The organism is Paramesorhizobium deserti (assembly GCF_001558695.1).
In the GTDB taxonomy this organism is placed as follows: Bacteria; Pseudomonadota; Alphaproteobacteria; order Rhizobiales; family Rhizobiaceae; genus Paramesorhizobium; species Paramesorhizobium deserti.
Genome location: NZ_LNTU01000037.1, coordinates 31,878 through 57,081, shown reverse-complemented (window position 1 = coordinate 57,081; position 25,204 = coordinate 31,878). Strand labels below are relative to the sequence as shown.

At 60.9% G+C, this 25,204-nt stretch carries 20 protein-coding genes, 1 tRNA gene and 2 pseudogenes; 11 read left to right on the top strand and 12 right to left on the bottom strand.

The window, feature by feature from the left end; all coding sequences use genetic code 11:
* Positions 1-2 precede the first annotated feature (2 nt).
* Positions 3-365: a hypothetical protein gene (locus ATN84_RS27550; protein WP_201026417.1), complete on the top strand. Its 363-nt coding sequence runs from the start codon at positions 3-5 to the stop codon at positions 363-365.
* Here ATN84_RS27550 and ATN84_RS19085 read toward each other — a convergent pair.
* A pseudogene (locus tag ATN84_RS19085) lies at positions 274-1,284 on the bottom strand (IS30 family transposase). The gene ATN84_RS27550 and the pseudogene ATN84_RS19085 sit on opposite strands and share 92 nt — an antisense overlap.
* Before the next feature lie 157 nt (positions 1,285-1,441).
* On the opposite strand from ATN84_RS19085, the gene ATN84_RS28165 reads away from it, so the two are divergent.
* Positions 1,442-1,816: a type II toxin-antitoxin system YhaV family toxin gene (locus ATN84_RS28165; RefSeq protein ID WP_082766388.1), complete on the top strand. Its 375-nt coding sequence runs from the start codon at positions 1,442-1,444 to the stop codon at positions 1,814-1,816.
* Positions 1,817-2,214: 398 nt separating this feature from the next.
* Here the strand turns inward: ATN84_RS28165 and ATN84_RS19075 are convergent, their stop codons facing one another.
* The gene (locus tag ATN84_RS19075; RefSeq protein WP_068883677.1) at positions 2,215-3,339 is read right to left on the bottom strand and encodes an iron-containing alcohol dehydrogenase; all 1,125 of its coding nucleotides are present in this window, start codon (positions 3,337-3,339) and stop codon (positions 2,215-2,217) included.
* A 395-nt stretch (positions 3,340-3,734) separates the two neighbouring features.
* On the opposite strand from ATN84_RS19075, the gene ATN84_RS19070 reads away from it, so the two are divergent.
* The 6 genes from ATN84_RS19070 to ATN84_RS19045 all read left to right on the top strand — a co-directional run bounded on the left by ATN84_RS19070 (position 3,735) and on the right by ATN84_RS19045 (position 9,696).
* A complete protein-coding gene (locus tag ATN84_RS19070; protein ID WP_068883675.1) occupies positions 3,735-4,208 on the top strand; it encodes a tripartite tricarboxylate transporter TctB family protein in 474 nt (157 codons plus the stop codon).
* Between the two features lie 61 nt (positions 4,209-4,269).
* Complete coding sequence (locus ATN84_RS19065) at positions 4,270-5,226, top strand: Bug family tripartite tricarboxylate transporter substrate binding protein (protein WP_068883673.1); 957 nt, start codon at positions 4,270-4,272, stop codon at positions 5,224-5,226.
* A gap of 76 nt (positions 5,227-5,302) precedes the next feature.
* A complete protein-coding gene (locus tag ATN84_RS19060; protein WP_068883671.1) occupies positions 5,303-6,778 on the top strand; it encodes a tripartite tricarboxylate transporter permease in 1,476 nt (491 codons plus the stop codon).
* Positions 6,779-6,794: 16 nt separating this feature from the next.
* Positions 6,795-7,676, top strand: a complete 882-nt coding sequence (locus tag ATN84_RS19055) for a dihydrodipicolinate synthase family protein (protein ID WP_068883669.1) — start codon at positions 6,795-6,797, stop codon at positions 7,674-7,676.
* Positions 7,676-8,641: a phosphoglycerate dehydrogenase gene (locus ATN84_RS19050; protein WP_068883667.1), complete on the top strand. Its 966-nt coding sequence runs from the start codon at positions 7,676-7,678 to the stop codon at positions 8,639-8,641. The genes ATN84_RS19055 and ATN84_RS19050 overlap by 1 nt, the downstream gene beginning before the upstream one ends.
* Entirely contained in the window at positions 8,638-9,696 is a 1,059-nt protein-coding gene (locus ATN84_RS19045) for an Ldh family oxidoreductase (protein ID WP_068883666.1), read from the top strand. Before ATN84_RS19050 ends, ATN84_RS19045 begins: the two co-directional genes overlap by 4 nt.
* On the opposite strand, the gene ATN84_RS19040 is transcribed toward ATN84_RS19045, so the two are convergent.
* The gene (locus ATN84_RS19040; RefSeq protein WP_068883664.1) at positions 9,683-10,432 is read right to left on the bottom strand and encodes a FadR/GntR family transcriptional regulator; all 750 of its coding nucleotides are present in this window, start codon (positions 10,430-10,432) and stop codon (positions 9,683-9,685) included. The genes ATN84_RS19045 and ATN84_RS19040 overlap by 14 nt on opposite strands.
* Positions 10,433-10,449: 17 nt before the next feature.
* Positions 10,450-11,529: a four-carbon acid sugar kinase family protein gene (locus ATN84_RS19035; RefSeq protein ID WP_068883662.1), complete on the bottom strand. Its 1,080-nt coding sequence runs from the start codon at positions 11,527-11,529 to the stop codon at positions 10,450-10,452.
* Between the two features lie 182 nt (positions 11,530-11,711).
* Here ATN84_RS19035 and pdxA point away from each other — a divergent pair, with 182 nt between their 5' ends.
* Positions 11,712-12,680: a 4-hydroxythreonine-4-phosphate dehydrogenase PdxA gene (pdxA, locus tag ATN84_RS19030; protein WP_068883660.1), complete on the top strand. Its 969-nt coding sequence runs from the start codon at positions 11,712-11,714 to the stop codon at positions 12,678-12,680.
* 4 nt (positions 12,681-12,684) lie between these two features.
* On the opposite strand, the gene ATN84_RS19025 is transcribed toward pdxA, so the two are convergent.
* The 8 genes and pseudogenes from ATN84_RS19025 to fdnG all read right to left on the bottom strand — a co-directional run bounded on the left by ATN84_RS19025 (position 12,685) and on the right by fdnG (position 22,418).
* A complete protein-coding gene (locus ATN84_RS19025) occupies positions 12,685-13,179 on the bottom strand; it encodes a hypothetical protein (RefSeq protein ID WP_068883658.1) in 495 nt (164 codons plus the stop codon).
* 32 nt (positions 13,180-13,211) lie between these two features.
* Positions 13,212-13,307 (bottom strand) — tRNA-Sec (locus ATN84_RS19020).
* Between the two features lie 126 nt (positions 13,308-13,433).
* Positions 13,434-15,266 (bottom strand): annotated as a pseudogene (gene selB, locus ATN84_RS19015) (selenocysteine-specific translation elongation factor); the annotation flags it as partial.
* Positions 15,263-16,678 (bottom strand): L-seryl-tRNA(Sec) selenium transferase, encoded by a 1,416-nt coding sequence (selA, locus tag ATN84_RS19010; RefSeq protein WP_068883656.1) that lies wholly within the window; start codon positions 16,676-16,678, stop codon positions 15,263-15,265. The gene selA and the pseudogene selB, both read right to left, overlap by 4 nt.
* A 13-nt stretch (positions 16,679-16,691) precedes the next feature.
* Entirely contained in the window at positions 16,692-17,609 is a 918-nt protein-coding gene (gene fdhE, locus ATN84_RS19005; RefSeq protein ID WP_068883654.1) for a formate dehydrogenase accessory protein FdhE, read from the bottom strand.
* Between the two features lie 51 nt (positions 17,610-17,660).
* The gene (locus ATN84_RS19000) at positions 17,661-18,380 is read right to left on the bottom strand and encodes a formate dehydrogenase subunit gamma (RefSeq protein WP_068883652.1); all 720 of its coding nucleotides are present in this window, start codon (positions 18,378-18,380) and stop codon (positions 17,661-17,663) included.
* Positions 18,377-19,318, bottom strand: coding sequence for a formate dehydrogenase subunit beta (fdxH, locus tag ATN84_RS18995; RefSeq protein WP_068883650.1), 942 nt, complete (start codon positions 19,316-19,318; stop codon positions 18,377-18,379). The genes ATN84_RS19000 and fdxH overlap by 4 nt, the downstream gene beginning before the upstream one ends.
* A 13-nt stretch (positions 19,319-19,331) precedes the next feature.
* Positions 19,332-22,418 (bottom strand): formate dehydrogenase-N subunit alpha, encoded by a 3,087-nt coding sequence (fdnG, locus tag ATN84_RS18990; protein WP_153020307.1) that lies wholly within the window; start codon positions 22,416-22,418, stop codon positions 19,332-19,334.
* Between the two features lie 555 nt (positions 22,419-22,973).
* Here fdnG and ATN84_RS18980 point away from each other — a divergent pair.
* Both ATN84_RS18980 and selD read left to right on the top strand, forming a co-directional pair.
* Entirely contained in the window at positions 22,974-24,065 is a 1,092-nt protein-coding gene (locus ATN84_RS18980; protein WP_068884340.1) for a transglutaminase-like domain-containing protein, read from the top strand.
* Between the two features lie 50 nt (positions 24,066-24,115).
* On the top strand, positions 24,116-25,177 hold the full coding sequence (gene selD / locus ATN84_RS18975; RefSeq protein WP_068884339.1) for a selenide, water dikinase SelD: 1,062 nt from the start codon (positions 24,116-24,118) through the stop codon (positions 25,175-25,177).
* Positions 25,178-25,204: the final 27 nt, after the last annotated feature.

Here is a 25,204-nt window from a genome sequence, read left to right as displayed (position 1 = left end):
GGATGAAGAGCGACGCGAAGATCATTCTCAACCTGGAAGAATTGCGGCCAATTGCGGCTGTCGAGGGGGGGCAGGCTTTTGCGGAGGGCGCAAAACGCACCAAGCTTCTGCGTGATAGCGCTTGGGCTGCGTTGCACTCGGCCAAGGAAGCGTCTGATGCCGGCGAGATGGCCGCCTGCGAGGTTGCCCGTGCAGCTGCAGCGGCAGCCGGGGCGGCTTACCTGCACCCGCTTGTGAGTTCATGCCGAAGCGCGACTTGCGAACTGCGCCAAGTTAACCAGCCTGTCTCAACTGAGCGAGCAGTTTCTTACGGAAGACTTCAGCCGGTGTTCGATAACCGAGACATTTGCGTGGTGTCGCGTTAAGCCGATTGCATATCTCGATCAGGTCGGCATCAGTCACGGACAGGGGGTCGACCTCTCTCGAAAGCTATTTCCTGGCGCGACGGTTCGTATTCTCCACAGTGCCTTTCTGCCATGGCGACTGAGGATCACAGAACCATGTTTGTGCACCGATACCAGCTTGCAGATAGGGCCAATCGCTGAACTCGGTGCCACGGTCGAAGGTGATGGAACGACGAGCACGGTGGGGCAGGGACTGTAACACCCGGATCAGGCCATCCATGACCGGCCGTGATTGCCGGTCGTTGTTGCGGAGCAAGATGGCAAAGCGGCTCACGCGCTCAACGAGTGATGTGACGTTGGCCTTTCCAAACTTCTTTCGAAACTGGATCAAGTCGCATTCCCAATGCCCAAACTGCTTGCGAGCGGCGACGACGTCGGGGCGCCTTAAAATGTTGAGCTCCGGGCCAAAGCGTTGGCCGTGCTTACGTCTTGCATGTCGCGATCTGCGCCTGGCGCGATGCTCGGGCAAATGCCGCCACAGCTTGATGGCGTCGCCGTCAGGCGAATAGGCGAACTTGTAGATCGTTTCATGGCTCACCGAGACCGGATGTCGCTCAAGTCGCATCCGTCCTGCAATCTGCTGTGGTGACCACCCATGCATGATCCGGTCGATGACAGACTGCCTGACGTCAGAGAAGCGCGCCAGCTTGCGCAGCTTTGCACGACGTCCACAAGCAATGTCATGCGCTGTGACACAGTAGTAGCCGTTGAGATCCGGAACATCATTGTCGATGAACCTATTGCGTTTGATCTCCCGAAAGATCGTCGAACGATGTCGTCCAAGCTTCGCGGCGATCAGTTCCACACCCAAGCCTGCTGTTCGCCAGCGGGCAATCTTGCGTCGTTCATCAAGGTCGATATGGGAGTAGGTGCGTCTCATTGCGTTTTCCTTGCGACTGATAACCCTTTGGTATCATACGCAAGTCGCACTTCATCCTTGAACCCACCCCCCCTACAGACACAGATCAGATAATCTATCTTATGGAACTAATCGTTTTCTGTCGTTCATCCAGAGTTTCCCGGTTAGTTTGTCCCAAATGACGCTTTTTAGGTACAATGGCAGCTTAGCTCTGTCCCTCACAGAATTGCCGCGACGCTTGCCGGATATACGTTCGTCCATGACGTCACCGAGAAAGCCGTGGTATTGGCCGGCAGGCGACACTGAGGTAATCGGGAATGGCCGGTTTAGGCTGTTCTTTCGCTACGATACGAGCGCAAAAATCATCATCTTCGCTTGGGTGAATGATGAAACGACCCTACGGACCTACGGTGCGAAAACCGACGCCTACAAGGTCTTCAAAGGAATGCTGGACGATGGAAATCCGCCCGACGATTGGGCCGCACTCCATAAGGCAGCGTCCGAGAGCGCTACAGTTAAACGTCTCGAGAGCACTACGCCCGCAAATCCGTAACGCTAGGCATGTTTATCCAGCCCGCCGGCACGGGCTAACAGTTCAGCACGTTTTTTCTGCCAGCGCATCCGATGGTCCGCGTCGGACACGAAGCCGACTGCACCATTTGTGATGCCGTCCAGCGTCGTTTCCACCTCTGAACGGAACGAGACGTCATGCTCGGATGCCTCACGCTACCGACGAAGCCGCTCGGCCGGTCGGGCGGCTTGCGCTCGATCGCCTCGGGATCATAATCGGCCGTATCGACCTCGAAGCGCGAAACACCCAACTCTTCACACACGAAAGCGGCGGCCGTATTGAGATTTAGCCACAGACATGACCTGCACGCTCGCTGTGCAGACATGGCACGTTCATTGGCTCCATAACGTATCAACACGGCCCACCGGTCCGATAAGGCATTACCAGGCGGATCTGTAGATCTGCAGGATATCGCTCTCCGAAAGATCGACCGGGTTCCAGTCCAGAAGACGGCGGATGGCATGCGCCTCCCGGGCCATGGCGGGAAGATCCTCTTCCGGTACGCCGTGGGCGCGCAGCCGCATGTCGAGCCCGAGACCTTGGCAGAATGCCAAGGCGCCCTTCCTGATCTCCTCTCCTGTCGACCCGGTAAAGCCGAGTGCTCTCGCGATCAGCGCGGTCTTTTTGGGTTGGGCTGGAGCGTTCATGGCAAGCACGTGGGGGAAGATCAGGGCGTTGGCAATGCCGTGCGCGATCTTGTGACGGGTTCCGAGCGGATAGGCGATGGCGTGACCGGCGGTGGTGTTGACGGGGCCGAGGCAGACGCCACCATAAAACGAAGCGAGCGCCAGCGCCGAACGGGCTTTCATATCCCCACCGTTGTCGACCGCACGCTTTAGATTTGCACCAACGAGCTCTATCCCACGCAAGGCATAGTCGTCGATCAGCGGATGCGAACGCTTGGAGGTGAAGGCTTCGACACAATGCGCCAGCGCATCGACGCCCGTCGCTGCGGTGATGAAAGGCGGAACGGTTGCGGTCAGTTCCGGGTCGATGACCGCGATGTCGGCCAGCATATAGAGGCTTTCGGTCGCGATCTTGTTGCGTGTCGCCGGGTCGGTGACGAGCGCCCTGGTCCCAACCTCCGAACCGGTCCCGGCGGTGGTCGGGATTTGCGCCAGACCGACTGTCCTTGACGGCGCGCGATGCGGGCCCGAAATGTCATGAAGACCCTTGCCGCTTCCCGCCATCACGGCAACAAGCTTGGCGAGATCCATGGCGGAGCCGCCGCCAAAGCCGATGACGACATCCGCGCCTGCCGCCTCCGCCGCCGCAACGGCTTCCGTGAGATTGACGATGTCAGGCTCCGGCTTCACCGTGCCGAAACACGTGGCATTGGCGAGCCCCAGAACCGGCAGCCGCGCCGCATTGACCATATCGGCGACGACGAACGGACGCGCAAAGCCGCAACTCGCAACCCATTCCTTAAGCTTCGGCAATACACCAATGCCAAAATTAACGATTGGCGGACGTTGCATTTCCAGCGGATGCGTCAGGGCAAGCATGATTCCGTCTCCGAAAAGGCGCGCCGGAAGGCACGCAATGCGCGGGGAAGACATCCATCAGACGGGTTCACAACCCGTGAACTTGTCTGATATTTCTCCCATCTCTGCCTAATGGATAAGGGAGTCTTTGTTTATTTGTCAATTTATAAACGGCAGGAATCTTTTGAAGGACAGCTCGGCGAACAATGACATTTAGTCGCGATATAAGAAGGAAAATAATGTATTATCATATATTTAAATGAACATGGGTCGCGCCTTGGTCGATAAGTTTGCGGCCGAATTTCTATCGATATTCCATAATTCGCCGTTGTGAAGTTGACATGTTTACTATTTTCGACCATGATCCGACCAGCTATTAAGGAGCCAGGCGCGGCTGACCGAAGCCGGGAGGAGCCATGCGAAAAATCAGAAGCGATATAGTCATCGGCTGCGGCCTTCTGGCATTCTCCGCCTTTGCCGCATGGAGAACCCTCTATATCAGGGGTCAAAGTGCCGGGACGATCGCGGGGCCCTCCTTCCTGCCGTGGCTGATGATCGGCGCCATCATCGTCCTATCGCTATTGCTTGTCCTGCGGGCGCGTCGCGCGACAGTTCCGGTTCCCGCGGAAACAGGCGACCAGCCGGCCGGCAATGATATGGGGACCAAGCGCCGGAATTTTCTGCGCATCGGCCTTTTCGCCGTTATGCTCACCGCTTATTCCGCAGCCTTTATGCCGCTCGGCTACCTGCCGGCGACGTTGCTGGTCTTCGTCGCCGGAATGCTGCTCATGGGCGAGCGGTCTCCCACAAAATTCTTCGTCCTGCCGGTCCTGATCACCGGAGCGGTTTGGTTCGGATTTACCCGTCTTCTGCAGGTCTGGCTGCCATAATCGACATTTTTACAAATCAGTCCGTGGAGGAGAAAAACAAATGATCCCGAGGAGGAAACTCATGAAAAAACGCATCGTCATGATGGCGGCCCTGATCGGCTCGCTGACGGCCACCGCTGCCTATGCCTTTCCGGACCGACCGGTCCAGATCGTCGTGCCCTATTCGGCCGGCGGCGGCACTGATCTTTCCATGCGCCTCCTGGCCGAAAGCATGCAGCGCCATATTCCCGGCGCGACCGTCATCGTCCGCAATCAGCCCGGTGGCGGCGGCGCGATCGGGACGTCGGCTGTCATCCACGCCCGTCCGGACGGCTATACGGTCGGCGTCGGCGCACAGGGCCCACTCGCGCTGCTGCCGCACCTGGGCAGTGCCGACTACACGATCGATGATATCGAGTTCGTCGGCCTGGTCGGCCGTAACCTGCAGGTGATGGTCGCCTGCAAGGGGGCTCCTTTCTCCGATTTCGACAGCTTCATGGCCTATGCCAAGGAGAAGGCGCCGCAGATCGGTAATTCCGGCGCCGGCGGCGCAAACCATATTTCCACCGAAGCCTTTGCCAAGGCAGCGGGCGTCAAGGTCGAATCCATCCCCTTCGGCGGTTCTTCGGAAGCCATGGCGGCCTGCGCCGGCGGTCATATCCAGGCGATGGTGGCCTCGCCGGCGGAAGCGCTGGAGCAGGTCAAGGCCGGAACGGTGAAACCGCTTTTCGTCGAAGAAGAAGGGCGCATCGATCTCTTCCCCGATACGCCGAGCGCCAAGGAAAAGGGCATCGATTTCACCTGGTCGTCCTGGAAGGGCGTCATCGCGCCCAAGGGAATTCCGGAAGAGGATCTCAATATCCTGCGCGACGGCGTGAAAGCTGCCGTCGAGGACGAGGAATTCCAGAAGAAAATGAAGGATTTAGGCGAGTTCGTTCAATATGAGGATGCGGATGCCTATAAGGCGCGCGCCAAGCGCGACAGCGATACCGCGGAAGCCGTGATCAAGGATCTCGGTATGTATCAGATGAACAAGTAAGCCAAGCGGACAAGCCATTGCTTCCGCAGGCGGGGGCGGCAACTGCAGGCCGCCCTCCTTCAACGAGTTGATTGCCATGGACTATCTTGCCTATCTCCTCCCCTTGTTTCAGCCGCAGGTTCTTTGGGCGATCGCCTTGGGCACCCTGGGCGGGATCGTCATCGGCGCCCTCCCCGGTCTGACGGCGACGATGGGCGTGGCGCTGCTGATCCCGCTCACTTTCGGCATGGCGCCTGTGATGGGCATCAACATGCTAATCGGCATCTATATCGGCGGCATCTATGGCGGTTGCATTTCGGCCATCCTGTTGCGCACACCAGGCACGCCCGCTTCGGCCGCGACAGTGCTCGACGGCTATCCGATGGCGAGCAAGGGCGAGGCCGGCAAGGCGCTCGGGATGGCGACCATAGCCTCTACTGTTGGAATGCTGTTTGCCTCGATCGTGCTCGCCACGCTTGCGCCGCAGCTTGCCAGTATCGCGCTGAAGTTCGGCGCGCCGGAATATTTCGCCCTGGCGCTCTTCGGCCTCACGATTATCGCTTCGCTTTCGGGCGACCTCCTGAAAGGCGCTATTTCCGGCTGTCTCGGCGTGCTGATCTCCTGCGTCGGCGCCGATCCGATCTCCGGTGTCCTGCGCTACACCTTCGGCATTTCCGGCTTTGCCTCCGGTTTTTCCTTTACCCCGGCGCTGATCGGCCTATTCGCTCTTTCAGAGGTCTTCACCCAGCTCGAACGCCTCGGCAAAGCGGAGGAAGCCCCGGCGAAGGTCTCCGGTCGCTGGCCGTCCTGGCAGGACATGCGCGACAGCGGGAATGCGCTTATCCGCGGATCTTTCATCGGAACCATCATCGGCATCATTCCAGGCACGGGCTCCGGTACCGCCTCGTGGATCGCCTATAACGAGGCGCGGCGGACCTCGAAGACGCCGGAGCGCTTCGGCACCGGCTATGCACCAGGTATCGCCGCGACCGAAAGCGCCAACAACGCCGTCTGCGCCGCCGCGCTCATCCCGCTCCTGGCGCTCGGCATCCCCGGCGATGTCGTTACCGCCGTGCTGATGGGCGGGCTGATGATCCAGGGCCTGGCGCCGGGGCCTATGCTCTTCGAGACGCGGCCGGACATCATCGTCGGCATTTTCGGCGGCACTTTCCTCGCCACGATCTTCATGTTCATCTTCGGCATGCTCTTGATCCCGATCGCCTCCAGGATCCTGCTCGTGCCGCGCCGTATCCTCACCATGTCGATCGTCGTCTTCTGCTTCATCGGCTCCTTCGCGATCAACCTCAATCCGGTCGATCTCTATACGATGGTCGGCTTCGGGATCCTGGGCTGGGGCATGCAGAAATACGGCTTTTCGCAAGCCGCACTTTGCATCGCCCTCATCCTCGGCCCCCTTCTGGAGGCCAATCTGAGACGCGGGCTGCTGCAAACCGGCGACAACTTGATCGCCTTCCTTTCCGGGCCGATCACGCTGCTCTTCCTCGGGCTTTCGGTGATCTCGCTCGCCCTCCCCTATTTGCAAGCCCGCCGCGCCAAGCGCGCCACGGCCTGATACCCACGGAGTAATCATGACCAAATCGGCTTATGTCGCCCTCGTCACCTGTTTCAACGAGGATGAGACCATCAATTTCGAGGCGACGCGTGCGCAGGTGCGCCGCCAGATCGCGGCCGGGAATAACATCCTGTGCGCCGGCACCAATGGCGATTTCACCGCTCTCACCTTCGAGGAGAAAGTGCGCCTGACGGAAGAAGTGGTCGATGAGGTTGGCGGCCAGGTGAAGGTGATCGTCAATGCCGGCATGCCCGCTACCTTCGAGACGCTGAAGCTCGCCCGCGAGTTCGACCGTATCGGCGTCGATGGCATTGCCGTCATCACGCCGTTCTTCATCGCCTGCACGCAGGAAGGCTTGATCCGGCATTTCACCACCGTCGCTGACGCCGTGAAAACGCCGATCTATCTCTATGATATCCCGGCGCGCACCCAGAACCATATCGAGCCTGAAACGGCGCGCATTCTCGCCGACCATGGCAATATCGCGGGCATCAAGGATTCCGGCGGCTCGCAGGAGACACTTGCCGCCTATATGGCCGTCGGCCGCGAGGTGGAAGGGTTCGACGTCTATTCCGGTCCCGATCATCTGGTGCTGTGGTCGATGGAGAACGGCGCGGCGGGCTGCATCTCGGGCCTCGGCAATGTGCTGCCGGATGTGCTTGCAGGCATCGTCAACGCCTATAACAGCGGTGACCTCGACGAGGCGCGGCGTTGCCAGGAGATCTACACCAATTTCCGCACCGATCTTTATGCCCTCGGCTTCCCCCCTGCCCTGGTCAAACGTTCACTTTACCTGATGGACAATTCCGTCGGCGCCAGCCGCCAGCCGGCGCTGCTGCCTAATCGGGAGCAGGACGGCAAGATCCTCGACATCCTCAAGAAATACGGGCGTGCGTGATGACGGTGATCCTTACGACATCGCCAGGTTTCGGCAAATATGGGCGCGCGCCGCAGAAGCTGCAGGAGCTGGGATGGGAGCTGATCCGCTGCGTCGACACCAGCAAGCCTGACGGCGGCGTTTCCGACCACATCGCGCGCGCCGATTACATGATCGTCGGCCTCGTTCCGGTGACGACCGAAATGCTGGAGAAAGCGACCGGACTGAAAGCGGTTCTCAAGCACGGGGTCGGTGTCGACAATATCGATATCCCCGCCTGCACCGCGCGCGGCCTGCCCGTCGCCAATACGCCCGGCGCCAATGCCGATGCTGTCGCCGAACTCGCGATCGGCATGATGCTCTGCCTCGCCCGCAATATCCCCGCCGGCCATGCGAGTGTCATAGCGGGCGGTTGGGACCGCAAGGTCGGCACGCAGATCGGCGGCAAGGTGCTCGGTATCGTCGGCCTCGGCAATATCGGACGTTCGCTCGTCCGTATGGCGCGTGGTCTCGGAATGCAGGTGATCGCCACCGATCCCTATGCCGACAAGGCTTTTGCTGGGGCAAACCAGATCGAGCTCGTCAAACTCGACGAACTCCTCTCCCGGGCCGATTATGTGTCGCTGCATGTCTTTGGCGGTGCCGGTAATGCATCGCTGATCAATGCGGAAAAGCTGGCGCTGATGAAGCCGACCGCCTGTCTGCTCAACCTCGCCCGCGGCGAGGTGGTCGATGTCGATGCGCTATCCACGGCCCTTCACGAGAGCCGGCTGGGCGGCGCGGCGATCGACGCCTATGTCAGCGAGCCGCCGGATATTTCTCACCCGATCTTTTCCCATCCTCGCGTCGTCTTCATGCCGCATTCGGGCGCCGACACGCTGGAGGCGGTCGAAAATGTCGGGCTGATGAATATCGCCGATATCGAGGAGTTGATGGCCGGCGGCCGGCCGCGCCGTGTTCTCAATCCGGAAGTTTTTGGAGCATGACGATGGACCGCCTGGCGATTGCCGATCTCACCGACTTTGCAAGAGCGCTATTCAGCGCCGCCGGGCTGGCGCAGGACAAGGCCGAGACGGTTGCGACCTATCTGGTCGAAGCCGATGCCATGGGCCACATGACCCACGGCCTGGCGCTCGCACCATGGTATCTGCAAAGCATCGCCGACGGCGTCATGACGAGGGATGGCGAGCCGGAGGTGCTCTCCGACAAGGGAGCGGCGATCTGCTGGCGCGGCAGACGACTGCCGGGCGCCTGGCTGACCTCGCAAGGGGTGAAGCTCGCTTCGGCCCGCGCCCGGGAATATGGCACGGCAACGCTCGTCATCGGCGACAGCCATCATATCGGCGCGCTGGCGGCCTATCTCTCGATCGCCATCGATCAGGGCCTGATGGTTTCCATCGCCTCCTCTTCGCCCTCCGGTGCGCAGGTCGCGCCCTTCGGCGGCACCACTGGGATATTTACGCCCAATCCTGTCGCCTACGGCATTCCGACGCCCGATGAACCGATCCTCATTGATATCTCGGCGTCGATCACCACCGTCAACATGGCGCAGCGAATGATCCGCGAAGAGCGGCGCTATGCTGCGGACTGGCTGATGGAAGCGGACGGCACCCCGACCAGTGACCCGCATGCCGTCACCCGTGGCGGCACACTGCTGCCCACCGGCGGCCGCGATCACGGGCAGAAAGGCTATGGCATGGCGCTTTCGGTCGAGGCGATCACGCAGGGGCTTGCCGGCTACGGCCGGGCGGATTCCCCGAAGGGCACGAATGCCGCCGTGACAATCACGGTCTACGACCCGGCGGCCTTTGGCGGTTCTGACGCCTTCCTCAAGCAGACCGGCTGGCTCGCCGAGGCCTGCAGGAACTCAACGCCGCTTCCGGGTGGCGCTCCGGTCCGGCTTCCCGGCCAGGCGGCGCTTGCCCGTAAGCGCGAAGCTGTGGCTGAAGGGGTGAAGCTCTATCCCGGCATCCTATCCGCTCTGCTTGCCGAGGCGGAAAAATTGGGTGTCACACCACCGAAGGCGGTTATCCCCGCTTGAGATCGAGAAGCGAGCCACCGAACAGGCGCTCACGCGAATGCACGAGGTGATCGTGCATGAGGCGCCGGGCCGCTTCGCTGTCCCGGTCGCGGATGGCGGCAAAAATCGCGCTGTGCTCGTTGAAAACCTCGTGCAAGCCCTTTGGGCCGTCTGACATCAGCGACTTTCCGTGCATTTTCATGCCGACAGCGATGTGCTCGCGCAGGGCCCGCATCGACGCCTCGAAATAGTGATTGCCGGTCGCGGTCGTGACCGCCAGATGAAAGGCGAAATCCGCATCCTCGCGATGCTGGTGCGAAAGTGTGGCCGCATCCATCAGCCGTAGCGCCCCTTCCATGGCCGCCACGTCGTCGTCGCTGCGCCGCTCCGCGGCGAGGCCCGCGGCCTCCGTTTCCAGATTGATGCGGAATTCATAACAGCGCTGGATGTCGGCAATCGTCTCCACCTTGGCGAAGCCGAGCGCCTGGCCCTGCGGCGCGCGAACATAGCTGCCGGCGCCCTGCCTGGAATAGACCAGGCCTTCGCTGCGCAGCCGCTCGAGTGCTGTACGCAAGACAGGACGCGAAACGCCGAATTCCTCGCTCAGATGCAGCTCCGGTGGAAGCTTGGAATTCGTGGGATAATCACCATTGGAGATGCGGGCGTAAAGCATGTGATAGACACGCTCCGCCAGAGCCGGTTTGGAACGCGAACGGCCGTTTTTGCCTGCATCTTCTGACGAATTGCCAACCGACATGAATGCTCCTTTTGGCTTCAGTCTATCTCGCAGGATTCCACAAAATCAATGCTTTCTGCGATATCCGCAAGGCAATTCAAGTCTCCATATCCTCCCGATTTCGTAGCAATCAGCAGTTTTTTGTCATTAATTTCGGTAATTCCGGCGGGAATACCCGGCAAAAGTTCCCCTTTGAGTTCGATGATGCCGTTTCCGGCGCCTGCAAGAACCGCATCCGCCGTCTCGCCGCCGCAGCACAGAAGCGACTCAATACCCCGATCGAGGAGCCTCTGGACGGTCTGGGAGAAATTTCTATTGGCCTGATCACCGCTGATCACCTCATTCGAAGGCAGCATTTGCAAAACGGTTATGGCTACTCCATCGGCAGTATTCACCGATGCCACACCATTCGGCGCACCGATCCATGCCGGATTTGTTCTTTCTCTCAGTTGCGCGATCTGTTCGAGCGTGATCGGATCGCGTGAGCCGATCGCCAGCAGCGCCGGTGCGCGAAGGCGCGGCGCGGTCCGCGCGAAACCCGCAGGAGCGAGCGCCCGCGCCAGCGCTCCACTCAAGCCGGCAGCCCCGACCAGCATGTCGGCAGGCCCTGCCGAAGATATGATCCGTTCCAGATCCTCGTCATTCGCCGCATCTGGGGCGAGCACATCCATAGTCACATCCGGGAAAAACCCGGCAATTCCAATCGGTTCTTTCACCCCCCTGCCCCGGACTGCTCCATTCCAAACGATGCGGTCCTGCGCGGGAATCGCCGGGCACACGACGAGACGGTTGGCGCCGCAGGCCTCTGCCGCTTCAAGCGTTTCCGCCCGGACATGCCCTTTCATACGGGAATCGATCTTCTTGAATATCTGGTGCGGCTTGTCGATGCCGGCGCGAGCTGCCGCGAGCATGACCTCGGCAACCGTGCTGCGGGCTGCTGCCGCGCCGCCCTCGCGCGAAGCGGTGGAGACAGCCACCACATCCGCCCGCTGCGTCAGGGCGGCTTCCATGTGCCGCGGGCGGCAGGCGATAACGGTTTTCAGGCCGCGCACGGCAAAGGGCGCGGCGCTGTCGAGCGCTCCGGTCAGGTCGTCGGCTATGATCAGGAGCTTCGTCATAAAGCTGTATCCTTATGCGCTATGATATAAACGAGTATATACAAATTTTTGGAAATGGCAGCATATGTCGTGCTTTTATAAGGAAAACTTCCAATAAAATCATTGCATGACAGCGTCTTCCAAGGTTGACATTTTGTAAATTTGTGAGGCAAATAGCCCGACCGAAAAGCTGGAGAAATGCCATGACGACGACGTCCGCCCGCAAGCCCTTCGTGATCACCATGGGCGACCCTTCGGGCGTTGGAGCGGAGATCTCCGTCAAGGCGCTGGCGAGCCTGCCGGCCGGTGAGCGCGCCGACTATGCAATCATCGGCGACCTGCCGACCCTGGAGCGGGCACGCGCGGCTTGCAAGGTCGATCTGCCGTTCGACGCGTCAGCCGGAGGCGTCAAGGTAATCCATGTGCCGGTCGAAGGGTTACCCGGAGAATTCGGCATCCTTTCCCCGCGCTGCGGCGAAGCCTCATTCCAATATATCAAGACCGCCGTCGATCTCGCCAGCGCCGGTGATGCCGCGGGCATCATCACCGCCCCGATCAACAAGGAGGCGCTGAACGCCGCCGGCCATCACTATGACGGCCACACCGGCATGCTGGCGCATCTGACGGGCTGCAAATCATCCTGGATGCTGCTCGCCTCCGAACGGCTGAACACTATCCACGTTTCGACCCATGTCTCGCTGAAACAGGCGATCGATCGCGCCACGCCGGAACGCATCGCGGAAACGATCCGTATCGGCTACAAGCATTTCAGGCGTATGGGCGTCGAAAACCCGCGCATCGCGGTCGCTGGCATCAATCCGCATTGCGGCGAAAACGGCCTTTTTGGCCGTGAGGACGATCTGCAGATCGCGCCCGGTGTGGAGATGGCCAGGGCCGAAGGCATCAATGTCGTCGGGCCGATCTCCGCCGATACGGTCTATCATCGGGCCTATCACGGTGCGTTCGACCTCGTCGTCGCGCAGTATCACGACCAAGGCCATATCCCGGTTAAGCTCGTTGCCTTCGATACGGCCGTCAATGTTTCGCTCGGCCTGCCGATCGACCGTGTTTCCGTGGACCATGGGACGGCCTTCGACATCGCCGGCAAGGGGCTCGCCAATCACGTCAACATGCTCTCGGCGCTGGAATATGCCCGCAGCCTGAAAGGCTGATGCATTAAAAATCGATGCGCGGCGTGTCTGGCATCGGATTTTCGAAAAGTGTCCAGAACGAGACGCCGTGCGTCTCCTCATACCAAGCCTCGAACCCGGCGAGTTTCTTCGCAACATCTGGAGAAACTCCCGGCTTGTCCGTAGTATCACCAACGGATGCCCGATAGAGCGCGCCGGCCACCGGCGCAAAGCGGGCAAGCGTCGCGTCACGCGCTTCGCTGTCCGACGACCAGCCGAGCCTTGTGCGCAAGGCGGCCAGCGCGCCAGCGACGGCAATTTCCTCACCGCTGCCATCGACCGTATCAACACCGTCAGTCTGACGCGGCCTCACCGTTTCAGCGATGAGCTGCATCAAATTCATTCGGCGGAAAGCAAAGGCGCGCTCCTGCTCGAGCAGCGCAATCCGGGCCGCTGCCTCACGCCTGTAGGCGGCTTCCACTGAGCGGGCTTCATCCGCCGCCAGCCGCAATGCCTCGAGATAATCTGGAACGGACGTCATCGCGCACGTCCGGAACCGGAGCTGCCGGATAATGGCGGAAGAGAGTGGGAGTCGAACCCACCAAAGACCGTCTCTCGGCCCCTCCCGGATTTGAAGTCCGGACGCCCCACCGGGGACGCATCTCCTCCTGAAGCGACATGCTTGCCGACAACACTATTGGTCAAATCGCCGAACAGGTCCAGACGGCTGCGATTGACGCGGCGAAGATCACCGCGCCGCAGCGTGACGCTATTGCGATCGAAGAAATCGAGGATCTGGATCGCCACCTTGCGGCCATTCTCGACACGATCGCGGAACTGCGCCGCGGTGAACCAGCCCGCATCCGAGGCAGCGTCGATATCGGCGATGATCGCCACCATCTCCGCCACGGTTTGGCGCAGGAAGAAATGATCATGGGCCACCTCGTGCACTCGGCCCATGCGGCTGCCGAGCTTCATGAGCCGGCGCAACTGCGGCTCCGGTATCGCCAGCAATCCGGCAATATCGCGGACGCGCGGCGGGCGAAAACGCTCAGGCCCACCCAACAGCGGCTCGATCTCGCTCCACAGACGTTCGTCCGCCTGTCCCATCGTCACTTGATGGCCGGTCAGCCGCACCCAGGCCCCGTCCAGAACGATCTCTCCCGCCGCCACCAGCTGTTGAAGAGCAGCGCGGAAAGCCGGCACCGGCAGGCGCGGCTCAAGCTGCATGCGCAGCCGCTCCACGCCCAAGCCTAGCAAATCCTGATTGTCCGCATGGAACGACCGAAGCTTCTCCAGAAGATCATCCTGGAATTTCGTCCAGTGTTGCGCGGACATCACCAGAACCGTTTCCCCCAGCGGCAATTGCACCGCGCCCACAGCCTCCGCCAGCACGGCCGCATCGGCTGCCGCCATGGCCCTGTCCCGGGCAAAGGCGGTGAGATCGACATAAAACGGGGGCACGGCGAGCAATGCATCGGCCACGCTTAGCGGGTCCATCAACGCACAAGCATCGAGCTGCGCCATACGTTCCGGCGTGCGGCGCTTACGGCCAGGCGCTCGCAGGTCGATAAACCGGCCACCGCCGATGGTCCGGCGGGCCGAAGTATCGCGAATGACGTAACGATCGCCAACCGCCGCCGCGATCGGCCGGTCGAGAACCAGCTGCACACGCGCATGGGCACCCGGCGTCACCGGCTCATCGGCCAGAAGGACAATACGGGCTCCAAGCTCAGCCGATGCATGATGAAGCCGCACTGGAAACCAGTGCCCAATCGGCTTGGGTTCGGAACCGAGCACCCGCAACGTCGCATCGATCCGGTTGGTCGGCGCGTGCAGGCCTGGGTCCAGCACCATATCACCGCGATTAATGGCTGTTTTCGTCACGCCGGAGCCGGCAAGATTGAGCGCGCAGCGGTCACCGGCGTGGCCGTGTTTGCTTGGCCTGTTCTGCGTGTGGATCGAACGTATGCGCGCGGCAAGACCGGAGGGACTGACCGTCACGGGATCATCGACCGCCACCTCGCCGGAAAGCACCGTTCCGGTGACGATCGTGCCGGCACCCTGGATCGTGAAGGAGCGGTCCACCGCCATGCGGAACCGGCCCGCCGCTTGCCGCTCACTCAACCCCCTGGCGGCAGCGATGATTTCGTCCCGCAACGCCGCTACGCCCTGACCCGATACGGCCGAAACCGCGATCATGGGCGCATCATGGAGCATGGTGCCGGCAAGTTCATTGCGGATCGCCGCTTCAACGGCCGTCAGCCGGTCCTCCTGCACCAGATCTGCCTTGGTGATGGCGACGATGCCGCGTTCCACCCCAAGGAGATCGACGATGGCGAGATGTTCGCGCGTCTGCGGCATCACCCCGTCATCGGCGGCAACCACCAGAAGCACGAAATCGATGCCGCTGGCGCCGGCAAGCATGGTGTGGATGAATTTCTCGTGTCCCGGCACATCGATGAAACCGATGATGCCCGCATCGCCCGTCGGCATATAGGCGAAGCCGAGATCAATCGAGATGCCGCGGGATTTTTCCTCCTTCAGCCGGTCCGTATCGACGCCGGTCAGCGCCCCGACCAGGGAGGTCTTGCCGTGATCGATATGCCCGGCGGTACCGACGATCATGGTCTTTCCACCTCTTCAGCCGGCGGATAGACCGGGGTGAAATTGGCCGCGAAACCCGCTTCGTCCTCGAGACACCGCAGGTCGAGGACCAGTGATCCGCGTTCGATGCGACCGATCACTGGTCTGTCGAGCTGCCTGAGCGATGCCGCGAGAAGCTCGGGCGCGCTGCCGCTGCCGTCGACCGGCGTCAGCGCCAATCCGCTGCTCGGGATCGTGGCCAGCGGCAGGGCGCCGGAACCGATCTGACTTTCGCAGGCAATGACCGAAACACTGAAGCTCCCATTTAATGCCCGCGCCACTAATGGCGCCAGCTTTTGCGCCTGCGCCTCGATCTCGGCCTGCGGGCGGGCGAGCAGCCGCATCGTCGGCAGGCGTTCACCCAGTCGGTCTGGATCGCGGTAGAGCTTCAGCGTTGCTTCCAGCGCCGCAACGCGGATCTTGTCGACCCGCAGTGCCCGCTTCATCGGATTCTTGTTAATCTTCTCGATCAAAACCCTGCGCCCGACGATGAATCCCGCTTGCGGCCCGCCAAGCAGCTTGTCACCGGAGAAGGTGACAATATCCGCCCCTTCATCGATCGCCTCGCGGACGGTCGGCTCATGCGCGAGCCCGAAACGGACAAGATCGGTCAATGTACCGGAGCCGAGATCATTGATCAGTGGAACGTCTTTGTCGCGTGCGATCCCGGCCAGCTCACGCGCGCCCACCTCGCTGGTAAAGCCCTCGATACGATAATTGGAGGTATGGACCTTCAGGATCAGTCCCGTATCCGGACCAATGGCGTTGATATAATCCTTGGGATGGGTGCGATTGGTGGTGCCGACCTCGACAAGCCGGACACCGGAACGCGCCATGATATCGGGCATGCGGAAGGCGCCGCCGATCTCGATCAGTTCGCCACGCGAGACGATTGCTTCCTTGCCTACCGCCACGCTGTTCAACACCAGAAGAACGGCCGCGGCATTGTTGTTGACGATGGTTGCATCTTCCGCCCCTGTCAGTTCACAGACAAGCTCGCGCAGATGATCGTCCCGCTCGCCGCGCCTCCCGCTCTCCAGATTGAACTCGAGCGCCACGGCCTCGCGCATCGCATCCGTGGCGGCTTCGATTGCCGCATCGGCGAGAAGCGCGCGGCCGAGATTGGTGTGGAGCACGGTGCCGGTCAGATTGAACAGAGGCCGAAGCGTTGAGCGGGCATCGGCATTGAGCCGTGCAAGGGCTGCGGTCACTATCGTTTCCGAAGAAGGAATGCGGCCGCCCCGGCGCACTTCGTCCCTTATTCTGGCAAGCGTGGCCCGCAACGCGTTGGTGACGGTCGGCCGGCCGAAGCGGTCTACCGCCTCGACCATAACGGAGGCTTTCAGAAGCTGATCGATCGAGGGAATGTCGCGCAGGCTGAAATTAGCATCCATTTCACGCCCTTCCCTAAAAGCCCGCCATGAGCGGCGCGAAGCCGCCACGGCGATAAGGCCCTTCGCGCATCAGGAGATCCAGCGCCAGGCTTGCCACATCGTCAGCGACCGGTTCGGTCTCGGGGGCCTTGTCCTGATAGAAGATCTTAGACCAGCCATGACAATTGTCGCAGGTCTCGGCCTTGACGCCCCCCCCCTGGTCTTCGATCTCCTGGTAACCGATCCCCTTGGTGGAGCCGCAAAGCACGCATTTGATGCGGACATAGTGCCACAAGGTGCCGCAAAGCGAGCACGAGCAAAAGCGGGCGCCATGCGAGCCGTGCCAGCCCACCACCATCGAGGACGAGGGCGGACTGCCGCAGACCGGACAGACGCCATCGGCCACCGGTTTCACGTCAGCCGGGTCGAGAGCCGATGCGAGCCGGGCGAAATATACCTGAAGCCCAGCCCAGACGAAGATATGTTCCGCAATGGCGTCTCCGGGCAACGTGCCGGTGAAAAGCGTCCTTGCCGTGGCGAGACGCTTTGCGGGATCGGCCCCGGCCACCTGGACAAGCGCCTCGGCAGCCGCGGGCGGCTTCTCGATTGCATCGGCAACCGCAAAAAGCTGGTCGAATATCCGGTCAGTTGTCGGGTCCTTCTCGATGAGATTTCGGTCGAGCAGCGGCATTTCGAAGGCGCGCGCACGCTGCAGCGCTTCCGCGTCGGGCGCTTCGGCAAGCGGCAGGTCGGTGAGGACCGTATGCTGGGCAGCCGTAAGCTCTGCAAGGAAATTGAGATAGGATGCGAGCTGGCTAGCTTCGGCCAACTGCCGGAAACGTGCTGCTCTGGCGGAAAAGAGCAATGCGGGATCGGGCAGACGCACAAACGGTGGTGACGAGATATTTCCGATCGCTGTCGGATCCGCTGCGACCGCAGTTTTACGCCTCATGATACTCCCTCACGAACCCGCCGGGCCACGTGGACCGATCCTGACGCCCCGTTATTCGGCGGGCGTCCTCCCCGATTTATCGTGCGGTGTTCTCGCCACCAAATCGCGCAGCCATTTGCGATGATGCCGCCACGCCCAGCCGCCGGTCACCGAACCCCGCGTCATGGCGCGTATGGTACCGCGTACCCAGAAAGCCGAATAGACATGAATGATCCAGACACAGATCGCCACGATGGCGGCGATCGAGTGCACGAGCACCGCCCATCGCTTCTGCTCGACGGTGGTGAATACCGAGAAATACTGGTCCCAGATCACCACGCCTGATGTAATCAATACAATGATCAAAGCCGACATCGACCAGAAGACCAGCTTCTGTCCTGCATTGTATTTGCCGACCTCGGGCGCACGCTCCTCATGGCCGGCCAGGACATCGCGGCCATGCGCGAGCCAATCGCTATCATCCCGCCTCCAGAGATTTGCTTTCCAGAAACGCAGGAACAGGCCGAAAAAGCTGAAGAAGAGGATGACGCCGATCCATGGATGGATGATCCGTGTCAGTTGCCCGCCGCCGAAGAGCCCGGTCAGGAAGAACAGGCTGGGATGGAATAGCGCCAGCCCGGACAAGGCCAGCAGCACGAGGCTTGTCGCAGTGATCCAATGATTGATCCGCGCCCCTGCCGTATAGCGATCGACGACGACAGGTTTTCCGGGATGGACACGCTCGTCCTTCCCCACCTCGTAATTTCCATTGGCTTTCACATCGATGCTCATGAGCGGCCCTCCCCTGTGAGCCTCTCCGCCGCTTCTTCATCCTCCTCCGAAACACGGTTCGGCCCGGCAACCAGATAGTGCATGAAACCGGTTGCGGCGGCGATGCCGAGAACGGCAAGGCCGGCATATTTGGTGACGCCCTTCCAGGCTTCGACAACCGGGCTGATCCGCGGGTTCTCAGGCAGGTTGGAATAGAGTTGCGGCTGATCAGCATGATGCAGCACATACATGACATGCGTGCCGCCGACACCGGGCGGATCGTAAAGCCCGGCATTCTCGAAACCGCGCGACTTCAGGTCCTCGACGCGGTCGGCGGCCCACTCCTTCATCTCGTCCTTGGTTCCCCAGACGATCGCCTGGGTCGGGCATGCCTTCGCGCAGGCCGGTCCCTGGCCGACTGCGACACGGTCGGAGCAGAGCGTGCATTTATAGGCGGTGTGGTCGACCTGCGATATGCGCGGAATGTTGAACGGGCATCCCTTGATGCAATAGCCGCAGCCGATGCAATTCTCATGGACGAAATCGACGATGCCGTTGGAATACTGCACGATGGCGCCCGGCGCCGGACAGGCCTTGAGGCAGCCCGGATCCTCGCAATGCATGCAGCCGTCCTTGCGGATAAGCCATTCGAGATTGTTCGTCTCGGGGTTCTCCCACTCGGTAAAACGCATCAGCGTGAACATATCGGGCGTCAGATCATGCGGGTTCTCATAGATGCCGGTATTGGTCTCAATCGCCGGATGGGTATCGTTCCACTCGATGCAGGCCGATTGGCATGCCTTGCAGCCGATGCATTTGGAGACGTCGATCAGCTTCGCCACCTCGGTCTGCCGTTCGGCCGGCGGTGTGACCGTCGATGCCGAGCGGCGGATGAGATCCTTTTCGCCGAACCGTGGCGCTTCGGGCTGGGTGGTGGGATTTGGAACAGGCGGGAACATGGCTACCGTCCTCCTATGCCACCGGCCCGGTGGTGGGCTCGATATTGACCAGGAACGCCTTGTATTCAGGCGTTTCGATATTGGCATCGCCGACGAAGGGCGTGAGCGAGTTCGGCCCGAAGCCCTTCCTTGCGGCGCCGGTGAAGCCCCAGTGCAGCGGTATGCCCACCACATGAACGGCCTTACCGTCGCAGATCAGCGGCTTGATCCGCTTGGTCACGACCGCCTTGGCCCTTACCGATCCGCGTTTCGACCATACCCGCACCCATCCGCCATGGGTGATGCCTTTTTCCTTCGCCAGTTCCTCCGAAATCTCGACGAAAAACTCCGGCTGCAGCACGGCATTGACCCAGACGTGCTTGGTCCAATAGTGGAAGTGCTCCGTCAGGCGATAGGAGGTCGCCGCATAAGGGAACTCCGCAGACGCGGTTTCGGCGAATTGCGCGAAATCGTCCTGGAACACCCGCGCCGCGGGATTGCCGCGCACGTTCGGTGCGACGAGGTTCGCGACTGGAGATTCGAACGGTTCGTAATGAGCCGGGAACGGCCCGTCGCGCATCATGCCGCGGGTGAAAAGACGCGACACGCCCTCTGGATTCATGATGAACGGTCCGACTTCCTCGGGCTTGGCCGTCGGCGCGATATCGGGCACATCGTAGCCCGACCATTTTTCGCCGTCCCATTCGATCAGCTTGCGGCTCGGATCCCAGGCCTTGCCGGTCAGATCAGCCGACGCCCGGTTGTAGAGGATGCGGCGATTGACCGGCCATGAGAACGCCCATTTGAGATAGGCACCGGTTTCGTCCGGATCCGACGTATCGCGCCGGGCCATGTTGTTGCCGTTCTCGTTGAAGCAGCCGGAATAGATCCAGCAGCCGCAAGTCGTCGAACCATCGTCGCGCAATGCCGCGAAGCTCGGCACCAGCTTGCCTGTCTCCGCCAGCACTTTGGTCGGATCGGCGGTATCGTAGACGGTCGCAAGCGCCTTGCCGTTGATCTCCTTGGCAAGCTCTTCCGCGGTCGGCTCGCCCGGGTCCGCATAGGCCCAGTCGAGATTGACGATCGGATCGGGAAAAGCGCCGCCTTCCTTGCGATAGAGGTCCTTCAGGCGCATATGGATCTGCGCCATGATCCAGTTGTCGGTCTTTGCCTCGCCCGGAGGCGTGCCGCCAGGCCAGTGCCACTGCAGCCAGCGCCCGGAATTGGTGAGCGATCCCTCATCCTCGGCAAAGCAGGTGGAGGGCAGTTGAATGACCTCCGTCTGGATCTGCGAGGAGTCCACATCGTTGAACTCGCCGTGATTTTCCCAGAACCGAGCCGTCTCTGTATCGAGCGGATCCATCGTGACGAGATATGTCAATTTCGACAGGGAAGCCGTCAGCTTGGCCCTGTTCGGGGCGGCAAGCAGCGGATTGAACCCCTGGCAGACATAGCCGTTCATTTTGCCTTGGTTCATGAGCTCGAACGCGCGCAGCACGTCGTAGCTGGGCAAATCGAGCTTCGGCAACCAGTCATAGGCAAAATTGTTCTCCGGCGTCGCAGAAGCGCCCCACATCGCCTTTTGGAAGCTGACGAAGAACTTCCTGTAGTTCTGCCAATAACTCATCTGGTTCGGCCTGAGCGGCTTGAACCCGCGTGTCGACATATAGCTGTCGAAATCGACCTCCTTCTCGGTCGGCAGCGTCAGATAGCCGGGCAGCAGGTTCGACATCAGGCCGATATCGGTAAGGCCCTGGATATTGGAATGCCCACGCAGCGCATTCATGCCGCCGCCCCGGATGCCGATATTGCCGAGGATGAGCTGCAGCATCGCCATCGAGCGGATATTCTGCGAGCCCTTGGAGTGCTGCGTCCAGCCGAGCGCGTACATCGAGGTCATCGCCTTGGTCGGCGACGAGCACTCGGAGATCATCTCGGCCACTTTCAGGAATTTCTCCTTCGGGGTGCCGCAGATCCGCTCCACCATTTCCGCCGTATAGACGGCGATGTGTTGCTTCAGCAGGTTCCAAACGCAGCGCGGGTGCGTCAGCGTGTCGTCCACCACGGCATAGCCATCATCGCCGATGACGTAATCCCAGGTCGATTTGTCATAGTCGCGCTTGGCCTCGTCATAGCCCGTGAACAGGCCATCCTGATAGGCGAAGCCGTCCTTGACAATATAGGACGCGTTGGTGAACGCCCTGACATAGTCCCACTGCACCTTGTTGTTGCTGATGCAATAGTTCATCACACCGAGCAGGAAGGCGATGTCCGTGCCCTGCCGGATCGGGGCATAGAAATCCGCCACCGAAGCCGAACGGGTGAAGCGTGGATCGACGACGATCAGCTTGGCGCCGCGATTGGCCTTTGCCTCCGTCACCCATTTGAAGCCACACGGATGGGCTTCAGCGGCATTGCCGCCCATGATGATGACGAGATCAGTGTTCTTGATGTCCGTCCACGAATTGGTCATTGCGCCGCGGCCGAAAGTTGGAGCCAAACTGGCTACCGTGGGGCCGTGTCAAACGCGTGCCTGATTGTCGAACGCCACCATCCCCGTGCTGCGCACGACCTTATAGGTTTCCCAAGCGGTTTCGTTCGTGGTTGCGGAGGCAGCAAGAAAGCCGGTCGTCGTCCAGCGATTGACGGTGACGCCGTCACCATTCGTCTGGATGAAATTGGCGTCGCGGTCGTCCTTCATCAGCCGTGCGATGCGATCGAGCGCCTCGTCCCAGGTAACCTGCTCGAACTTATCCAAACCCGGCTTGCGGATCATCGGGTATTTCAGACGCGTCTCCGACTTCACGAAATCGAGCAGCGCCGCACCTTTCGGGCAGAGCGTTCCGCGGTTCGTCGGATGGTCGGTATCGCCTTCGATATGAATGATCTCGGCTTTCTCGCCCTTCTTCAGATCACCCTTCGAATACATGATGACGCCGCAAGCGACCGAACAATACGGACAGGTATTGCGGGTTTCGGTGGTATTGACGAGCTTGAAAGCGCGGATCGCCTCGGCATGTGCCGCCTCGATATCGCCGAAGCCGAATGCGCCAAGCGCCGTACCCGCAACGCCTGCGCCGGCTGCTCCGAGAAACTGGCGCCGCGAGAGTTCCATGTTCATGGCATGATACCTCCCCAAAGACCGGCAAAACCCCTGCGGTATACCGGGAATTCAATAGGTTTGCTGCACTTCGAAATCCAAATCATCAGCTTTTCCAGATAAAATCTTACGCTACCCGGCTCCATTGTCAAATCAAGAAGAAGTAATCAAACATGAGTAAAATAATCTACTTAATATTCAGTCGAAATCATGGTCGTAAATATCAGAAAATACAGCGTGAATAATGCCGCCACATTTAATGCTATCTGACATTTTCCTATCATCTACTGAAGTTCTGCTTGATCGCGGCAAGAAATAGCGACGAACGCAAATTGACGTTCGACCTCAGCCGGACAATAATGCCTATGTGGGCTTAACCGTCGCTCCCGAGGTTCGGGGCTGTCCTTATCGGATTTCTGTGTCTTGCCGTCGGCAACGATTGGCTGTCTTGGAGCGCGCCCGCCTCTTTTCCCGCAATGTTCTGAATCCATGCAAGCCGAGGTCGGCGCCGGGACGCGCAATGCGTCTGCTGCCGGTTTGGCTATGGCCATTCTCAAATCCAATCGGGAGGAAATCATGCTTGATCGTCGTGCATTTCTGAAAATGAGCGCAATTCTCTCGGCAACGGCGGCAATGCCGCGAGTGAGCTTGGCAAGCCCCGTCTTCGCACCGAGGCCCGCGGCATGGCGGACATTCGAAATCGTGACCCGCGTCGAGTTTTCAGGCGCCGGGCGCGCCTGGATTCCGCTGCCCACTTTCAGCGCCGACGACTGGAACCGGCCGCAGGCGAACACTTGGACGACCAATGCAGCCACCGCCGGTTTCGTGCGCGATCCCGCCAATGATGCCGACATGCTGCTTGTCGATTGGGAAAAGAGCAATGCCGTGCCCTCCGTCGAGATCGTCAGCCGTGTCGTCACGCGCGACCGCGCAACTGACCTGTCGCGACCAGCCGGCGTTGAACCCCTCTCCCTTGTGGAACGTGCCGGGTATCTGGCTGGAACCCGGTTGGTGCCGGTCGATGGTGCGGTGAAGGCGCTGTCCGACACAATCGTCGGCGATGCGACGAAGGAGGTCGAGAAAGCGAAGCTGATCTATGACTGGGTAGTCGCGAACACCTATCGCAAGGCGTCGACGCGCGGTTGTGGCGACGGCAATGTCGCGGCGTTGCTCGCGAGCGGCGATCTAGGCGGCAAATGTGCCGACCTGAATGCCCTTTATGTCGGGCTTGCCCGTGCCGCTGGTATCCCCGCGCGCGAGGTCTACGGCTTGCGGGTGGCGCCATCCAGATTCGGCTACAAGAGCCTTGGCGCGAAGGATGCGGTCGTCACCAAAGCTCAGCATTGCCGCGCCGAGATCCATCTGTCCGATTTCGGCTGGGTTCCCGTCGACCCGGCGGATGTTCGCAAGGTCATGCTTGAAGAAGCGGAAGGCGGGCTTGACGCCAATGATCCCAAGGTAGTCGCGGCGCGCCAAGCGCTGTTCGGCGCCTGGGAGGGCAATTGGATCGCCTATAATTCGGCCCGCGACGTGGCGCTGCCCGGTTCGGACGGGCCGGCGCTCGGCTTCCTGATGTATCCACAGGCGGAGGTCGCCTCGGCTAGGCTGGATTGCCTCGATCCCGACACGTTCAAATACGCCATCCATGCCCGCGAGATCACCGCCTGATCGGGCTGGCGGCTGCGCAAATGATCGTTCCGGAAACTTGAGGAACCATGATGGATAGTCCAATCGCCCCCTCCTCCGTCCGTCTGACAGCGCTGGCCCATGGCGGCGGCTGTGGCTGTAAGCTGGCGCCTTCGGTCCTGCAACAATTGCTCCTGGACCAGCCGGCCGCCGGACCGTTTGCCCGGCTGCTGGTGGGCACGGAAACCGGCGATGATGCAGCCGTCTGGCAGCTCGACGACCAAACCTGCGTCATCGCGACGACCGATTTCTTCATGCCGATGGTCGACGATCCCTTCGATTTTGGCCGGATCGCGGCGACCAATGCGATCTCCGATGTCTATGCCATGGGTGGCAAGCCAATCATGGCGCTCGCCATCCTCGGCATGCCGATCGACAAGATTCCAACCAATATGGTGCGAGAGATATTGAAAGGCGGAAGCGCTGTTTGCACGCAGGCCGGCATTCCCGTTGCCGGCGGCCATTCGATCGATTCCCCCGAGCCGATCTACGGCCTTGCGGTGATCGGGACCTGCCCTCCCGCAAATCTCCGACGCAACAGCGGGGCCAAGGCCGGTGATGCGTTGATCCTGACAAAGGCGCTTGGCGTCGGGATCTATTCAGCCGCCATCAAGAAAGACATGTTGCCGGCGGATGGCTATGCCGAATTCATCGCGTCCACGACCCGGCTCAACAGCATCGGTGTTGAGCTGGCGCAGGATACGAATGTACATGCGATCACCGACGTCACCGGCTTCGGCATCCTCGGCCATGCGCTGGAAATGGCGCGCGGATCGAACATGCGAATATCGCTGCGCGCCGACGACATGGCTCTCTTTTCCCGAGCCGCCGAACTGGCTCGCGAGGGCTTGGTGACCGGCGCCTCCCATCGCAACTGGGCGAGCTACGGCGCCGATGTCACCCTGCCCGACGATCTTCCGGCATGGCGACAGCATATCCTGACGGATCCCCAGACATCCGGTGGCCTGCTCGTCTCATGCGACACCGGTCGGGCGGAGGATTTGCTGGGAACGATCATCGCTGCCGGGTGTTCCGAAGCCAGGATCATCGGTACCGTTGAGGAAGGCGAACCCGGCGTGCGCGTCACTCGGTGACCGGAATAACGCCAGCAACAACCAAGG

Excerpts from the sequence above, each read along its gene's own strand:
- pdxA (WP_068883660.1), top strand. The coding sequence starts at position 11,712 with ATGACGACGACGTCCGCCCGCAAGCCCTTCGTGATCACCATGGGCGAC.
- selA (WP_068883656.1), bottom strand. The coding sequence starts at position 16,678 with ATGGATGCTAATTTCAGCCTGCGCGACATTCCCTCGATCGATCAGCTT.
- fdhE (WP_068883654.1), bottom strand. The coding sequence starts at position 17,609 with ATGAGGCGTAAAACTGCGGTCGCAGCGGATCCGACAGCGATCGGAAAT.
- ATN84_RS19000 (WP_068883652.1), bottom strand. The coding sequence starts at position 18,380 with ATGAGCATCGATGTGAAAGCCAATGGAAATTACGAGGTGGGGAAGGAC.
- ATN84_RS19065 (WP_068883673.1), top strand. The coding sequence starts at position 4,270 with ATGAAAAAACGCATCGTCATGATGGCGGCCCTGATCGGCTCGCTGACG.
- ATN84_RS19035 (WP_068883662.1), bottom strand. The coding sequence starts at position 11,529 with ATGACGAAGCTCCTGATCATAGCCGACGACCTGACCGGAGCGCTCGAC.
- ATN84_RS19075 (WP_068883677.1), bottom strand. The coding sequence starts at position 3,339 with ATGCTTGCCCTGACGCATCCGCTGGAAATGCAACGTCCGCCAATCGTT.
- ATN84_RS19055 (WP_068883669.1), top strand. The coding sequence starts at position 6,795 with ATGACCAAATCGGCTTATGTCGCCCTCGTCACCTGTTTCAACGAGGAT.
- ATN84_RS19025 (WP_068883658.1), bottom strand. The coding sequence starts at position 13,179 with ATGACGTCCGTTCCAGATTATCTCGAGGCATTGCGGCTGGCGGCGGAT.
- ATN84_RS19040 (WP_068883664.1), bottom strand. The coding sequence starts at position 10,432 with ATGTCGGTTGGCAATTCGTCAGAAGATGCAGGCAAAAACGGCCGTTCG.
- fdxH (WP_068883650.1), bottom strand. The coding sequence starts at position 19,318 with ATGTTCCCGCCTGTTCCAAATCCCACCACCCAGCCCGAAGCGCCACGG.
- selD (WP_068884339.1), top strand. The coding sequence starts at position 24,116 with ATGGATAGTCCAATCGCCCCCTCCTCCGTCCGTCTGACAGCGCTGGCC.
- ATN84_RS28165 (WP_082766388.1), top strand. The coding sequence starts at position 1,442 with ATGACGCTTTTTAGGTACAATGGCAGCTTAGCTCTGTCCCTCACAGAA.
- ATN84_RS19070 (WP_068883675.1), top strand. The coding sequence starts at position 3,735 with ATGCGAAAAATCAGAAGCGATATAGTCATCGGCTGCGGCCTTCTGGCA.
- ATN84_RS19060 (WP_068883671.1), top strand. The coding sequence starts at position 5,303 with ATGGACTATCTTGCCTATCTCCTCCCCTTGTTTCAGCCGCAGGTTCTT.
- ATN84_RS19050 (WP_068883667.1), top strand. The coding sequence starts at position 7,676 with ATGACGGTGATCCTTACGACATCGCCAGGTTTCGGCAAATATGGGCGC.
- ATN84_RS27550 (WP_201026417.1), top strand. The coding sequence starts at position 3 with ATGAAGAGCGACGCGAAGATCATTCTCAACCTGGAAGAATTGCGGCCA.
- ATN84_RS18980 (WP_068884340.1), top strand. The coding sequence starts at position 22,974 with ATGCTTGATCGTCGTGCATTTCTGAAAATGAGCGCAATTCTCTCGGCA.
- ATN84_RS19045 (WP_068883666.1), top strand. The coding sequence starts at position 8,638 with ATGACGATGGACCGCCTGGCGATTGCCGATCTCACCGACTTTGCAAGA.